This window comes from Nostoc cycadae WK-1 (assembly GCF_002897135.1).
Taxonomy (GTDB): domain Bacteria; phylum Cyanobacteriota; class Cyanobacteriia; order Cyanobacteriales; family Nostocaceae; genus Nostoc_B.
On the sequence record NZ_DF978425.1, the window covers coordinates 259,528 to 277,110 of the forward strand.

At 37.5% G+C, this 17,583-nt stretch carries 6 protein-coding genes; all 6 read left to right on the forward strand.

What is annotated here, in order from left to right; genetic code table 11:
- The first annotated feature begins 500 nt into the window (after positions 1–500).
- The 6 genes from NCWK1_RS09195 to NCWK1_RS09220 all read left to right on the forward strand — a co-directional run bounded on the left by NCWK1_RS09195 (position 501) and on the right by NCWK1_RS09220 (position 17,490).
- Complete coding sequence (locus tag NCWK1_RS09195; RefSeq protein ID WP_103124496.1) at positions 501–890, forward strand: hypothetical protein; 390 nt, start codon at positions 501–503, stop codon at positions 888–890.
- A 501-nt stretch (positions 891–1,391) separates the two neighbouring features.
- Positions 1,392–3,746 carry a WD40 repeat domain-containing protein gene (locus NCWK1_RS09200; protein ID WP_103124497.1) on the forward strand — a complete coding sequence of 785 codons (2,355 nt, stop codon included), beginning with the start codon at positions 1,392–1,394 and terminating at the stop codon, positions 3,744–3,746.
- A 763-nt stretch (positions 3,747–4,509) separates the two neighbouring features.
- Complete coding sequence (locus NCWK1_RS09205) at positions 4,510–7,584, forward strand: non-ribosomal peptide synthetase (protein WP_103124498.1); 3,075 nt, start codon at positions 4,510–4,512, stop codon at positions 7,582–7,584.
- Between the two features lie 159 nt (positions 7,585–7,743).
- Complete coding sequence (locus NCWK1_RS09210) at positions 7,744–13,134, forward strand: trifunctional serine/threonine-protein kinase/ATP-binding protein/sensor histidine kinase (protein WP_103124499.1); 5,391 nt, start codon at positions 7,744–7,746, stop codon at positions 13,132–13,134.
- 529 nt (positions 13,135–13,663) lie between these two features.
- Entirely contained in the window at positions 13,664–15,055 is a 1,392-nt protein-coding gene (locus NCWK1_RS09215; RefSeq protein ID WP_096579730.1) for a malic enzyme-like NAD(P)-binding protein, read from the forward strand.
- A gap of 164 nt (positions 15,056–15,219) precedes the next feature.
- Entirely contained in the window at positions 15,220–17,490 is a 2,271-nt protein-coding gene (locus NCWK1_RS09220; protein ID WP_103124500.1) for an alkaline phosphatase D family protein, read from the forward strand.
- Positions 17,491–17,583: the final 93 nt, after the last annotated feature.

Sequence of the window (17,583 nt, forward strand, 5' to 3'; positions counted from 1 at the left end):
TCTACGTAATTTAAAAAAGTTTATATGAAAAATTCACCCGAAATAAATTTACTTAATTACTTTCAACGATTCATTTCATCAAATCAGAGAGTCCTTTTGGAGTCAGTAAGTCAGTATAAAAAACTAGCTTATGTGAAAATACCGTTCAGTTTTATCTAAATTGACTGTAATTAATGAAATTATTTGTTTAGGTAGGGAATAGAGAACACTTCGATAAGCTACTTCGGCTGCGCTTAGTACCAGTCCCTACATCATCAATAACACCAAATAAGTCAGGTAGAAATTCACTTTGTTTTCTCAACAATCAAAGATGATTCTTATAGATATTTCATGTTTTTGTCTAATCATAATAAGTTGCCATCAATAATAATATTCTCACTGGCAAATTCACTCCAAGTTACTATCTTTGAGCGCCAACTTATCTCGCTTAATTCAGGCACTTAACTTTAGCAAATGCGTCACAATTAATCATCTTGGCTGGTTAATATTAGGAGGAAAGGATGAAAAAAGCAATTATTACTAAAACACTCATTACATCCATTGGTTTGTTCGCTTTGTTTGCGCCTAGCCAAGCATCTGCTCAATTAGTACCACAACCTTGGGTATCTGTTGGGAGCAAAGATGGCGATACAACTTATGCGGTGGGAGCTAGAGCCTTAAATTTAGGTGTGGAAGTGGGAAATGGCCCTGACGGTGCTACGGGAGTAGATGTGCTAAAGTTTATCAATTTACCAGTTATTTCTCCTTATGTAGGAGTCGGATTATATTCTCAAGATAGAGGTGTTGCTGTTTCTGGTGGTGTTCAGGTAGGTGCTACAAAACACGTCTTTGTCGGTGCAGGTTATAATTCTGTCAGAGGCTTTAATGGACAATTAGGAATTAGATTTTAATTGTGTTAGGTAAGACTGAGCATTTTCTAGTCAAACCTTCATATAGTAGAAAATGCTCAGTAAAGTATGTGTAGAATTTAGTTATATGCTTTAATAAGCAGATTTTATGATTTTAAGCCTTATTTAGCAGATTAATATGGTGATAGCTTTGAACCATAGCATAAATCTTTAATTTACTCGAAATTTCTATGTTGGGACATCAATTAGTTTACTTAATTTTCTGACTATTTTAAAATTTGATTAGGGCTGCGATCGCTAGAAAAAATTTCTCTTCAATTTTACTATGATGTTCGGCAATTAGTTATAACGCAGTTAATATGGCGGCATCACCATTAACACTAGAGATTAAATTTATGGGCAAATCTGATCCCGCTAAGTAGTACTATGGCTTATGGCATTTATTTTAAGTGATGAATATCAGCATGACTTAATAACAAACTGCTGTAGTTAAAAGTATTTCTTCTCCACAATTTATTTTATTAATCTAACAGGCATCCCTTTATGGAACAAGGGTTAAGGTTACTCATCCAACTTGTACTAGAGTTTGCACCTGTAGTTGTCAATCTTGTACAAAAGAGAACATCAGAAGGTATAAATACAACAAATTATCAATTACCGCAAGTTATCGAAGAAATTATTGAATTTGTAAATATTACCACTAATAGCAAAAGTTCCGAAGATGAATTTCACCAAGAAAAACTCTTACAACAGAGATTAGCCGTTTATCAACGAGAAACACAATTACAAATTGCACAACAGGAAAGAGATACATCTCTTCAGTTACCAGAAGTCAATAAAGTTTTGGATAGCTGGCCTTTAAGATTATATCCTTCGCAAATTTTAGAAACTCGGAACACTCACACAAATACCCCTCTGAAAATTTTTCTCGCGCCTCCACAAATTAAGTTTGACCAATTTGACAGCAATCCTGAAGAAATTTCGGAATTAGAAAGAATTTTAGCTGAGGGTTTGCGTGAATTTATTAATACTAATTATTCTCTGCATCACCCTACCAGACCAACAGAATTTTTAGCAGGTGCTTGGGATAGTAAACGTTTTCATAGTGAATCGAGTATTAAGGCTTTATTTAGTCTGTTAAAAACAGAGCCAATTTTAATTTTAGAATCAGACCATGATGGTGATTATTTAAATTTTCGGATTGCTTATTGGGGCTTAGGTCAAGAGAATTATTTTTATAAAACTATCTCTCGGCTACCATACAAAGAGATTTTACAAGAGTTTGCTAAAAATCGGGCTTTAGAGTGGAAAAAAATTAGAGATGAATTAATCAATTTAGGTGAAGACTTAGAGGAAATTAATCAGTTAGGCGGTGATAATGTACATAATTTGGCAATTTTAGAAAAGGCAGAAAAATGGCAAGCTAAAGGGATTGATATTACTAAACTGTCTTGGAAATACCAAATAAATCAGCAAGATATTGCTAAGTTTTGTCAAGTATTAATTACCTGTCATTGTTTAGTAGCAGCTTGGGTAGCAGATGCTTATCACTTGGTTCATCATGATGTACCACCATTATTACCAGAGTTGTTACCTAGTTTTCTCAAAGATAGGCTAGATTTGCCCGCAGTACAGGCAATGTCAGAAGATAATATACTCCAGGTATATGCCACAGGGTATCAACAAGTTTATCAAGCTCTGGAAAAAGAGCGTAGATATTGGGTTCCAGAGTTAGCTTTACAATTAGCGCAGAGTTTATCACATTTACCCGATCGCTCTTGGGCGCAAGAACAAGTAGATTATTCCATCAACACCTGGTTAGAATTGCGTCAAGTTAAAACTCAGGAATTTCCTCATCCTCTAGAAGCAATGCTATCTGTCATCAAAATAGAAGATGAGGAATATTTTGATAAACTCAAAGAATATTTTATGGCAGTGAGCGATCGCCAAAGTATTGCATCCACAGAAAAAATCTTACAGGCGATCGCCACCCTCAAACACAAACGCACCCTCGAATCTCCCGAACTCATCCACACCTTAACAGGTCATTCCGGTAAAGTTGCATCTGTGGCTATTAGTCCTGATGGGGAGACTGTCGTGAGTGGCTGTGCAGATCAAACAATTAATATCTGGAATTTGCAAACCGGAAAACAGATTAGAACTCTCACCGGGAATTTAGGCGAAGTTTCATCGGTGGCGATTAGTTCTGATGGGAATTTTCTGGCGGTGGGAAGTTGTCAACATCCCAAAAGTAATGTCACAGTTTGGCATTTAAGCACTGGTCAGTTAATCCACACCCTATTAGGTCATCAAAAACCAGTCAACGTTGTCGATATTAGTCCTGATGGGCAGATTCTCGCTAGTGGTAGTAATAAAATTAAAATTTGGAATTTACATAAAGGCGATCGCATTTGTACACTTTGGCATTCTTCAGCTGTTCATGCTGTCGCCATTAGTCCTGATGGTAGCATTTTAGCCAGTGGTAGTTCCGATAGTAAAATTAGACTGTGGAACCCGCGCACAGGTGATCCCCTACGCACACTCACAGGTCATACAGGCGACGTAAAATCAATCGCCATTAGTTCTGATGGACAACTGCTATTTAGCGGTAGTACTGATACAACGATTAAGATTTGGCATTTGCTAACAGGTAAACTTTTGCAGACTCTCCACGGACACTCAGATGCAGTCAAATCCATCACTCTGAGTACTGATGGACAACGTTTATTTAGTGGTAGTGGCGATCGCACAATTAATATTTGGCGGATTGCGACAAATGAAATCCTCTACACACTCACCGGACATTCAGGAACTGTAAATTCTCTCGCTCTGAGTCCTGATGGTAAATTTTTAGTTAGTGGTAGTTCTGATAAAACAATCAAAATTTGGCAAGTTTAGCAAATTGCTGAATATAAACTTGAATACCTGATTTGTGTAAGAAGCTAATTTTTATGGTACTTACGTATAATTACTAGTAATTTTAAAATTATAATATTTGTTTTCCGATAAATTATTTAGACAAAATAAATTACTGATTAAATATTGATTAAACCCTTTATTTAGTGAACAATCAATATGAAATTACTTTCCCATTACATACTTAAATATCTTTGCATAGGTATTGATTATAGTGATTTTATAAAGTTAAAGATTTGAATTAACATCTAGATATTTAAGAAAAGCTATGTCAAGATGATTTTCTAGCTTCAGATTTTTATCTTCGAAATTTTAGATGATAATTTTACAAGCTAGATTGAAAACTACTTGCGTTAAATTGCTGAAACAACATCTAAATCTAGAGTTAGTAATTTTTAGAAAAAATTGTAGTTTCTACAGATTTACAATACTTTGTAGAACTTCTCTGCTTTGAACATACTCTGCCTTGCACTCAAGAGCTTATTGAAATAAAAATAGCTTTTTGACCCTGCAAGATAGCCGATAGCTTCTGATTTGAAGTATGCAGTTAGCTAATCAAACAATTATTTTTGTAATTCTTTTAGGATTGCCAGATAACCAAATTATCAATTTAAATATAGGAAATTGCTAATCTTATAATTCTCAGTTTTACAAGCTTCCACTTTGAACTTTCAGTTTTATCAGTGCTATCTATCTCCATCATCTAATTTCGCATTTTTTGAGCAAATACGTATCTGTAATTATAATGAATAATCAAAATTCTCAAATTCATACAACAGTAGTTTCTCTCATCGATTTCGTTTTTCAGAAATATCATGATGAACTAGCTGTGATTATCGAAGATCAGCAGTTTACGTATGGTGAATTGCAACAAAGGACAGAACAGTTATCTCAATACTTAACAGCACAAGGTTCACTAAAACCAAACAATTTAGTAGGATTGTGTATCGAACCTTCTTTTGAAATGGTGATTGCAATCTGCGCCATTTTAAAAGCAGGTGCAGCGTTTGTTCCTCTTGATCCTGATTTACCCCGTCAGCGACTTAGTTACATGATTGCTGATGCTAAATTAACCACGATTCTGACACAGCAAAAGTTTGCCTTTGATATTGAGCCAGCAATGCGGCAGAGTGGTTTGGACGGACAAATGTGTTTTTTAGACACTCCTACAGTCTGGCAACCTTTAACTACATCCTCTTCGTTACCTTCCGTAGAGCCTGACCAATTAGCTTACATTATCTACACATCTGGTTCTACAGGCGTTCCTAAAGGCGTAATGCTTACCCATCAAGGGTTGCTCAATCTTGCAGAAGCTAGTTGTCACACTTTTAATATCAAACCAGGCTTGCGTTTACTTCAGTTTGCTTCTATCAGTTTTGATGCCGCCGTCTGGGAAATCTTCACAGCCTTATGTGGTGGTGCAACTTTAGTACTAGGTGCAAGAGAGCAAATGCTTCCTGGGCAACTCTTGGCAAATTTCCTCACAAAATATAGGGTGCAATGGGTGATGCTACCACCTTCTGTACTGGCAACCCTCACATCTTTTCGTAATTATTTAACTGATTTACGAATGGTAGTAGTAGGTGGTGAAGCTTGCTCTGTCTCACTTGCAAAAGCCTGGGTTTCGCCTCATACACGCTTTTTCAATGCTTATGGGCCAACAGAAATCACAGTTTGTTGCACAATGTACGAATTCAAGCAACAAGAAATGAGTCTGCCTATTGGCTATGCACTACCAAATGTACAGCTATACATTCTCAATGAAGAACTCCAACTTTGTCATAGTGGTGAAAAGGGTGAGCTATATGTAGGTGGTATGGGAGTAGCTAAAGGCTATCTAGACAAACCAGAAATTACAAGTTCTCGTTTTCTAGACAACCCTTTTGGTGCAGGCAAAATCTATAAAACTGGTGATATCGTTTACGAAGATCCGCATCAGCCAGGCCTGTTACACTATGCTGGTAGATCTGATCATCAGGTGAAAATTCGGGGCAAGCGTATAGAAATAGAAGCAATTGAAATGATACTTGCCCAACATCCTGGAGTACAGACAAATGCCGTTAAAGCAATTAGAAGTGTACGTATAGAAAGTAGTGATGTGCCAGAAAATTATGGTGTATCAATGCTCGTTGCATACATCGTTCCCAAAGCTGGGCATTTTTTAACAGAAAAGCACCTACAACGCTTTGCGGCTGAACAATTACCAGATTATATGGTGCCTACGCGTTTTGTGTTCATGGACGAATTACCTTTGCTACCTAATCGTAGTAAAGTAGACCGAAATGCTTTACCAGAACTGCCTCAAACACCATCTTTTGTTGCTGATACGATGGATAACTCTATCAAAATTGCGGTAGTTTTTGATGAAGCTTTAGAATTGCCTACTGGTACTTGCAAACCTCACACTAATTTCTTTGAAATGGGTGGCAGCTCCCTGTGTATAGCTCATGTCTTATATGGACTCGAACGCGATTTTGGTGTCGCTATTCCTTCTCGCTTAATTTATGAGTATCCGACACCATCAGATGTAGCCAGATTATTAGAGCAGTTTAAACTCAAAAGTGAAAGTGCTGCTAATGATAGATACATTGACTTACAAACAGAAGCTGTACTTTCTCCAGATTTAAACACATCTCTTTGGCAAGAACCACCACAAGCTAAATATGACTGTGCATTAATTACAGGTACAACAGGTTTTCTCGGCGCACACTTGCTTGATGAACTACTGACAAAAGGTAGTTATAAGAAAATTTATTGCCTGATTCGGGCAGAAAACCAGACAGATGCAGTTGAGAGGCTGCGAGCAACCTTTATTCAATATCAACTACCAACGGCAAAACTGGCGCAGGTAAGTGTCATTAATGGCGATATTGAGCAACCACAGTTGCAACTGCCGACCCGATTATTTGACCAACTGGGTGAGGAAGTTGATCAAATTTATCATGTAGCTGCTGATACTAACTACATCAAACCTTACTCGCTGATCAAAAAATCCAATGTTGATGGTACTGCAAATATCCTGACTTTAGCAGCACATCGTCGTCATAAAACTTTGCATTACCTATCTACCTTAGCTGTTTATGGCTCAATCACATCTTTGCTAGGTATAAATGAAGTTGCAGAGGAATTTGATATTGATCTGTGTGAAGGAATTATATCTGTAGAGTATGGATATGTACGGTCAAAATGGGTTGCGGAAAGGATGTTGCACTCAGCCCAAGCAAAAGGATTAGCCGTTTCTATTTACCGTCCTGGTTTTATTTCTGGACACAGACAAACCCAAGTTGCGAACCTCAATGATATGTTCTATCGCTTCGTCAGTGGTTGCATTCAGATGGGTATGTATCCCGATTTTCCTGAAAAACGTTGGGTGCCAACACCTGTAGACTATGTTGCTGAGGCGATCGCTCATCTTTCCTTGGATACAAAATATACAGGTGGTCAGTACAATATTCTGGTACCGCCTGAAAAAGAATTAAGCCATCTAGAAATATTTGAATACTTGAAAGAGTTAGGCTATCCTCTACAAAAGATTTCTCCAAAAAACTGGTTGAATGCTTTATCTACTTTGTCAACAACTAATCCCTTACATCCATTAATTTCTTTCTTCCAAGAGAAAGTCTATCAAGACCGCAGTACTATTTTAGAGGTACATCATCGCACTCCTGACTTCCAAACTAAAAACGTCCTTCAGGCGATCAAGGATACTAATATTAAGTGTCCAACAATAGATAAAAATCTGATTAGACAATACCTACCCAACTTTGATAAACATTTTTCGACCAGACAACTCCAACATACTGCATCACTAAACTATTAGCCTAAAAATAGATTCCCGATTTTTATCAGCAGTCGGGAATCTAGATATTTCAATTTCATAAATAGTCTTACTAGAATATCAAAATCTTTAACTTGTAACTCAATAAAAAAATAGTTAATTTTTTTAACTATTTTTTGTTTATTCACAAAGGGAATAACAATGCTGACAGTTGATTTAATATCAGGGTATGAATTAAACGAAATGCTCCATGAAGGAGATGACACGATTATTTATCGTGCTAGGTCAGAATATGACAAACAATCGATCATTCTGAAAATTCTGAAAGCGGATTATCCTTCCATAGATGCGATCGCCCGTCTGAGACATGAATACAAAATTACAGAAAACCTCAATTTAGCAGGTGTTGTCAAGGTTTTAAGACTGGAAACCCACAAAAATCGCCTAGCGATCGTATTTGAAGATATTCATGGCTACTCTTTGAAACAACTGCTAAGTCAAAGCAGACAAGATTTAAAAAGTTTTATGAGCATTGCCATTCAATTAGCAAAAGCTCTAGTCTCAGTACATGATTGCCATATTATTCATAAAGATATTAAACCTGCCAACATCATCATTAACCCAGAAACTGGGCTTGTCAAACTGACTGATTTTAGTATTGCCTCCCGTTTAGATAAAGAAATACCCCAACTAGCTAACCCCAATCAACTAGAAGGCACTCTTATTTATATGTCCCCGGAACAAACCGGGAGAATGAACCGCAACCTTGACTATCGGAGTGATTTTTATTCTCTTGGGGTGACTTTCTATGAAATGCTTACCAAGCAATTACCCTTTCAAAGTCATGACCCCCTGGAGTTAGTTTACTCTCATATTGCTAAAGAACCTACAGAAATTGAATTATTAAATCCAGAAATTCCTAGTGCTATCTCGTTTATGGTAAAGAAACTGATGGCAAAAAATGCTGAAGACCGCTATCAAACAGCTAAAGGATTGTTGGTAGATTTAGAAATATGTCAAGAACAGTTAGAAACAACAGGAGAAATCTGTAATTTCACACCTGGTCGGTTAGATATTTTAAGTCAATTGCTAATTCCCCAAAAGCTTTATGGCAGAGAAAGTAAAGTTAATTCTCTTTTAGAAGCTTTTGAGCGAGTTAGTCAAGGCAAGCGTGAACTTATTTTAGTTTCTGGCTATTCAGGAATTGGTAAATCTTCTGTAGTGAATGAGGTAAATAAACCGATCACTCGTGCCAAAGGCTTCTTTATTAGTGGGAAATTTGACCAATTTCAACGGAATGTTCCCTATGCCTCATTAATTCAGGCTTTTAGTTCATTAATGAGGCAATTGCTTACAGAAGATGATACTAAGTTTGAAATATGGCGGGGTAAAATCTTAGCAGCTGTTAAGTCTTATGGAAAAGTCATTATTGATGTAATTCCAGAAGTAGAATTGGTCATTGGCAAACAACCAGAAGTAGCTCAACTCAGTGCAGCAGAATCACAAAATCGCTTTAATCGTGTTTTTACAGACTTTATCCGCGTATTTGCCACAAAAGATCACCCTTTGGTAATCTTTTTAGATGACTTGCAATGGAGTGATTCAGCTACCCTCAAGTTAATACAATTACTCATTACTGACCAGAAAACTAAATATTTACTTTTAATAGGTGCTTATCGAAATAATGAAGTTACAATTACACATCCTTTAATTCAAACAATAGAAGAAATTAATAAAAGCCATAATCTTGTTTTGGATATTGTCTTACAAGCTCTATCTGTTGATAATTATCATCAATTAATTGCTGATACACTGAATGAAAATTCAGATAAAATCAAACCATTAGTAGATTTACTTTACAATAAGACAGCAGGTAATCCATTTTTTTTAACACAGTTATTACTTGCATTACATCAAGATAATTTATTTAATTTTGACTTTCACACTGGTTTATGGCAGTGGGATATAGACAAAATTCAAACAATTGGAATTATTGATAAACGCATCGTAGAATTAATTGCTAGTAGAATTAAAAACCTGCCGATCGCTACACAAGAAATATTGAAATTAGCTGCTTGTATTGGTAATAGATTTTCCCTAGATATTCTATCTATTGTTAGCGGTAAATCACCTGCAACTACGGCAAGTGATCTGTACGCTGCCTTGCAATGTGGATTAATTTTACCTTTAAGTGATGCTTATCGCATACCCTTAGTTTTTGAACAGGAGGAATCTGCTAAATTAACTTTTGATTCCAAGCAGATTAGTTATAAGTTTTTACACGATCGCATTCAACAAGCTGCTTATTCATTAATTCCTGAAAATCAAAAACAAGGAACTCATTTACAAATAGGTCGTTTGTTACTAGAACAGACACCTGCTGAATTATTGTCAGAAAATATTTTAGATATTGTTAATCAGCTGAATGTTGGCTGGGATTTATTAACTCAACAATTACAAAAATATGAACTAGCCAAACTGAATTTGCTCGCTGGTAAAAAAGCAAAAGCGGCTACTGCGTATGAGGCGGCTGCAAGATATTTGAATATAGGCTTAAAGCTGTTAACAGCAGATAGTTGGCAAAAATATTATGAACTAACATTGAACTTATATACTGAAACCACAGAGATAGAGTATTTAAATGGTAATTTTGAACAGTCTAATCATTTAGGGCATATTGCTATAAATCGAGCCAATAATATTCTAGACAAGGTAAAACTATATGAAGTAAAAATGCTAACTTATATGGCACAAAATCAGATGCCAGAAGTATTAGAAATTGGTGTAAAAGCCTTGAGTGAATTAGGAGTAATATTACCAAATAACCCTACACAATTACATGTTTTATCAGCCTTAACAGAGACAAAAATAGGATTAATAGGTAAACCAATAGAAAAGTTAGCTTTGTTACCTGATATGTCTGATCCTTATAAACTAGCAGCGATGCAAATTTTATTGCAAATTGTGCCAGCGGCTAGTCAGGCAGGCTCTTTTCTGTTTGTGTTATCTGTATTGGCGATGGTGAGATTATCTATTAAATACGGTAAATCACCTGTTTCAGCTTATGGTTATGCAGCTTATGGAACTATTTTGACTGATAAATTTAACCAAGTTGAAACAGGATATAAATTAGGAAAGCTGGCAGTAGATTTACTGGCAAATATGAATGATAACTCAATCAAAGCTACTGTTTACTTTGTCAACAATGGCACGATTAGCTTTTATAAAGAACATTTAAAAGAAACAATCTCACCACTCTTAGAAGGGATGCAGAGTGGCTTAGAATTAGGTAATATCGAAAATGCTGGTTATTGTGCTGTAATTGCGGGCTATCATGCTTTACTTTCGGGAGAAAATTTGGAATCTGTAGATCAGAAAATATCTGGCTATGTTGATTTAATGCAGAAATTAAAGTTGCAATCTCTAGGGGTAGCTACAAGCATGTTCAGACAAGTAGCTTTAAATTTGCAAGCAAAGACATCACAAAAAGCTGTTTTAATTGGTGAGGCTTTTGATGAAATTACAATGGCAGCAGAGTTATTAAAAAATTACTCGTTTAAAGGATTTTATTATGGATGTAAAACCATAGTATGTTATTTATTTGGTGAATATGCACTAGCAGTTGAAAATGCCGTATTAGCTGAAAAAACTCATGCTGATAACGTAGGATTACTAATTTATACTGCTAATAATTTCTATCATTCTTTAGCTCTGGCAGCACTGTGTAATCAGGCGTTACCTTTACAAAAAAAGCAATATTTAAAACAGGTAACAGCTAATCAAAATAAAATGAAAAAATGGGCTATACAAGCACCATGTAACTTCCAGCATAAATATGAGCTAGTAGAAGCAGAAAAAGCTAGAGTATTAGGTAAATTTCAAGTAGCCACAGACTTATATGATCGGGCTATTGCAGGAGCAAAGAAGCATGGTTATGTCGCCGAAGAAGCTTTAGCTAATGAATTAGCAGCTAAATGTTATATAGATTTTGGTAAAGAAAAAATTGCCAAAATGTACATAACTGAAGCTTATTATGGTTATATTCATTGGGGAGCGATAGCGAAAGTTCAATACTTAGATGAACACTATAATAATTTAATTATTCGTAGTGTAAATTGGAAACAATCAGGAATCGATGTTACCCGAACGATCGCTACAACAAAAATCAACTATTCAGGAACGACAAGTAACAACGATGGTATTTTAGATTTAGGGACAATACTGAAAGCTTCACAAGCAATTAGTAGCGAAATAGTGCTAGATAAACTCCTAGAGAAACTTTTGCAGATAATTCTCGAAAACGCTGCTGCTCAAAAGGGTTGTCTGATTTTACTTAAAGATAATGAATTATTCCTAGAAGCCGTCAATAGTATAGATAGCAATTCGATTATTCTGCCATCAATTCCGGTAAAAGCAAGTAGAGATATTCCAGTACCTATAGTTGAATACGTTGCTAGAACGCAAGAAGTTTTAGTGATAAATGATGCTCTTTCGGAGCCTAATTATCAATCAAATCTTTATATCCAACAGCACAAACCAATTTCAATATTATGTAACCCTATCTTCTATCAAGGGAAATTTATTGGGATTTTGTACCTAGAAAATAAACTCATTGCCAGTGCATTCACGAAAGAAAATATCAAGGTTTTGAATTTAATTACATCTCAAGCAGCTATTTCTTTAGAGAACTCTCGGCTATATCAGCAAGCTCAAAACTACGCCAAACAATTAGAATCTTCTCTGTCTGACCTCACAGAAATGCAGTTGCAATTAGTACAGAGTGAAAAAATGTCTACTTTGGGCAATTTAGTTTCAGGTATAGCGCATGAAATTAATAATCCCATCGGCTTTATTATTGGTAATTTAAAACCTGCAAGTGAATATATCCAAGATTTATTAAAAGTAATTGACTTGTATGAAAATTACTATCCTCAACCTGCACCAGAAATAACAAAAACTTTGCGCGATATAGATGTAGAATATGTGCGGGAAGACTTGCCTAAACTAATTGCTTCGATGCAAGAGGGAATCAATCGGATTTATGATGTCAGCCTCAGTTTGCGTACATTCTCCAGAGGCGATACTCAAAAACCAAGTATTTGTAATCTTCATGAAATTTTTGATAGTACAATTTTAATTCTCAAACACCGCCTCAAGGCTTCACAAGCTCGTCCCGCAATTGAAGTTGTCAAAAACTATGACGACATTCCATTAGTGCGGTGTTTTCCTGGTCAACTTAGCCAAGTATTTATGAATTTAATAGCCAATGCTATTGATGCTTTAGAAGAGTCAAATATAGGACGCAATATAGATGAGATAAAAGCTCATCCCAATCGCATTATGCTCACTACCAAACTTAATGAGGAGCATAAAAGTGTATTAATTTATATTAAAGATAATGGAATTGGGATGACTCCTGAAGTTAAGCAGAAAATTTTTGATCACCTATTTACAACTAAACCAGTAGGTAAAGGAACTGGTTTGGGATTAGCGATCGCTCGTCAAATTATCATTGAAAAACATGGTGGAAGTATTGAGGTGAATTCTGTATCTGGGCAAGGAACAGAGTTTATTATCCAGTTACCACTGTAAATAAACTTCCTCACAAAATCCTCAATTTTCTAGCATGACATCTAGACAGTGATGTATATAAATGTTAATTTATTAGCCATTTTGCCCCAGAGTAGGCAGAAAACTTGCTTTATTTCTGCGGCCAGTGGTTCTCTATAGCTCTATTTAATGTAAAGAATTACTAATTTGTTCTCATTTAGCGGAGATTACCTTGTTATTATAAAGACATATTTACTAAATAATAATCTGAAAATTGCCAATTTTAAGACCCTTTATTATTGCTCTGATACTCAGTGATTAATTTTAAAGATACTTTAACTCAAAGTATCTTTTTTATTGTGATAATACCCAGCCTAAATAGAGGCGTGGGGATTCTTTACTCATAGACCAAGCTTGCGGAACCAAACCTAAAGCGATCGCACTGACAAACCATCAATGCGATCGCTTTTTAGTTTATTTGATAATTTGTGCTGAAAAGATTTTAGTTTTAGTCTAGATTTTTACTCAGCGATTCAATATAAGATCTAAAATTTACTATTGCAAAATCACAATGGCAGACCTGACTCCTAACTCTAGTTTTAGCTTGACCCTACGGTTGCAGATTCCCAACCGTGTGGGGATGTTGGCATCGGTGACACAGGCGATCGCCACCAGTGGTGGTAATCTGGGTCAGATAGATTTAATTGAGCAAACCCGTCAAGAGTCCACCCGTGATATTACTGTTGATGCTGCTAGTACCGAACACGCTGAGACAATTGTCCAAGTGATCAAAGAACTACCAAACATCAAATTGCTAGATGTTTACGATCGCACATTTAACTTACACCGTGGGGGCAAAATTAGCATTGCCAGCCGCATTGCCTTGAAGAGTGTTTCTGATTTAGCAATGGCTTATACTCCAGGGGTAGGCAGGATTTGTAAAGCGATCGCCCAAAAACCAGAGGAAGTCTACAATCTGACAATTAAACAAAACACTGTCGCCATTGTTACAGATGGTAGCGCTGTTTTGGGGTTGGGCAATCTCGGCCCAGCGGCGGCTTTACCTGTGATGGAAGGTAAAGCGATGCTATTCAAAGAATTTGCCGGCATAGATGCTTTTCCAATCTGTCTGGCTACGCAAAATACCGATGAGATTGTTCAGGCTGTCAAGCACATTGCACCTGTGTTTGGTGGTGTGAATTTAGAAGATATTGCTGCACCCCGCTGCTTTGAAATTGAACAAAGATTGCGTCAGGAATTAGATATTCCGGTCTTCCATGATGACCAACATGGTACAGCAATTGTGACTTTAGCTGCGTTATACAATTCTCTGAAATTAGTACACAAATCAATGGCAGATATCCGCATTGTAATTAACGGTGCTGGTGCTGCGGGTGTGGCGATCGCGCGGTTACTGCGGAAAGCTGGAGCGCAAACAATTTTGATGTGTGACTCCAAAGGTATTCTTTCCACCAGTCGCGCAGACTTGACAGAAGAAAAACAAGAATTTGCGGTGAAAGCTCAAGGTACGTTAGCTGGTGCAATGCAAGGCGCAGATGTGTTCATTGGTGTCAGCGCCCCAGGAGTATTAACCCCAGAAATGGTGCAAGCAATGGCTAAAGACCCAATTGTGTTTGCAATGGCCAATCCAATTCCCGAAATTCAGCCAGAATTGGTTAGCAAAACCGTAGCGATCATGGCGACTGGACGCAGTGATTACCCAAATCAAATCAATAATGTGTTGGCTTTTCCGGGAGTGTTTCGCGGGGCTTTAGATTGTCGCGCTAAAGAAATTACTACCACCATGTATTTAGAAGCTGCTAGTGCGATCGCTTCTTTAGTCAACCCAGCCGATTTAAATCCAGAACATATTATTCCTTCTGTGTTTGATGCGCGTGTCGCTCCGGCTGTGGCGGCGGCTGTACAAAGGGCAGCCCGTGAAGAAGGTATTGCCAAGAGTTGATTATAATTCTTTTGGGATAGGCAGCTGACACCATTTTGGATTTGAGTAATCCATCTATCACAATCATTTCTCAATTTGGGATTGCCTGTCCCAGAGCCACAGCAAAAAAGAGGGGAATAAATTAACCGCCGATGTCCGCAGATCAACGCCGATAAAAGTTACTCATGCAAAACCCCTTTGGAAGCGAGTTTATAGCAGAACTGCCGCTAATTTTGGCAGGGCCGATGCTGCAACATACCGAATCAAACTCAGTGACGGTATGGATAGCCTTAAAGCAGTCTTGTCAGGTGCAACTGAAGGTTTATGAAACAACCAACAATGGCGCAACATTAGGCAATTGTTTGCTAGAGGGGCAACGCGCTACAGTTGCTTTGGGTGAATATTTGCATATCGTAGCCGTGACGGCGCGGTGTGAAGTTGTCAATCATTTGGTGAGCGATCGCATCTATGCCTATGACTTACAATTCGTCTGTGGTGCAGAACAGCAAACTCTATCACAAGCATTAAGTTCTCAGAATTTTGCCGCAGATAGCATTAGTTATTTTGACCATCAAAAACCAACGTTTGCTCTATCTCCCAGTCGTCTGCAAGATTTAAAAATTGTCCACGCTTCTTGTCGTAAACCCCACGGTCATGGGTTGGATGCGTTACCAATTCTCGATAGTTTAATTGCCAATACAGCAAGTCAACCCCAACGCCGCCCTCATCAATTATTTCTCACTGGCGACCAAATTTATGGCGATGATGTTGCCGATCCTTCGTTATGGGTGGCGACTCATTTGGGTGATATTTTATTAGGCTGGGAAGAAAAGTTACCAGTCAGCCCAACTTATTGTACTCCCAAGCAATTACCCACCAGACAACGGGCGGAAGTTGCTACTGAACAAGCTGGTTTTACTGCCGGATTACATAACAAATATAGTAAGGTTAACAGTCACCTGCTCAGTTTGGGAGAATATTACGCGGCTTATTTATTAACTTGGTCGCCTGTATGCTGGCCGCGGAAATTTCCGCCAGGAAAAGCAGTAACCAACAATCGCCAAGGTATCAAAAACTGGAATCAAGAAGTCAAAGATTTACAGCAATTTATGTACACCTTGGGAAAAGTCCGCCGTGCTTTGGCGAATATTCCCACATACACGATTTTTGATGACCACGATGTTAGCGATGACTGGAACCTCAATCAAGCTTGGTGTTTGCGAGTTCTAGGAAAACCTTTAGGACGGCGGGTAGTACAGAATGCTTTATTAGCTTACAGTGTATTTCAAGCTTGGGGAAATACACCTGAGCAATTTGCCTTTGGTCAACCAGGTGAAAAACTGTTGGCGGCGGCAGAAATTTGGTCAGCTTCCCACGGTACAGATAATTATGCAGATCAAGCGATCGCCCATTATGTTGGCATCCCAGATCAAGATTCTCTCACAGGCTTGCCAACCTTTGCCCAAGATGGTTCAGTATTAGTTCTAGCCAGACATCCCCAAGCCTTGGATTGGCATTACACAATTCGCAGTCCGATTCATGAAGTGATTGTTCTCGATACCCGGACTTGGCGGGGTTATCCAGCCGACCAAAAACCCATCGCCCCGCCCAGATTGTTATCACCCCAAGCGTTAAAACAACAACTGCTGATACCTTTACAAGCAAAAACCAATATTCCAGCCACATTTGTGATTGCACCTACCAATGTATTTGGATTGAAAGTAATTGATTGGGTTCATCATTGGCATTTACAAAATGAAAAAGTTTTTTCTACAGATGTAGGTGATGCGTGGAACATTCATACAGAAGCATTGGCGCAATTTCTCAGCACATTATTTGCTCAACGTCAACAAGTTATTGTCTTGTCGGGAGATATTCATTATAGTTCTGTGGTGCGTTTATCTCATCAACATGTTAATTCGCCTGCCTCATCTGTATTGGTGCAGTTAACATGTAGTGCGTTGAAAAATGAAGAATTTCTAACACGCTTAATTCATACAAAATTGAAAAATTGGCTGTTACCTGAAACAGTGCGGTATTGGTTGGGTTGGAGAAATCCAGTTGATATGAGGGAAGTTTCTGCTAAACAATGGCAACGCCAACATTCACCTCATCCTGATTGGCGTTGTGCGCTAGAGTTGCTTCCCCGACAAAAAACGCAACCTGCTGACTTAGCAATCGATATATTAAGTTTTATCGCACCGTGGAATCGACCAGAAAAGGCTAAGTGGCGATCGCTACAATTTTTAATGTTTTGGCGATCCAAGTGGTTTCAAGATGGAAAAGAAGTAGTAGGAAAAAATAATTTAGCATTAGTGCAGTTTGAACCGACAGATGAAAGTCTTGCTAGTAAAGTCATTCAAGATTTATACTGGTTTTCTTCCTGGTATACAACAGAACTGGTTTATTCTCGGTTTGAAACTCAGCTGCAACCCAATGATGATTTGTTCAATTAGGAATCTCATCAATGGTTGGTGTAGCTAATGTTAATGGATAAAACCCAATTACTCAGTACTAAAAATCTTGCAGCCTAAGTTTGGAGCTTTAGT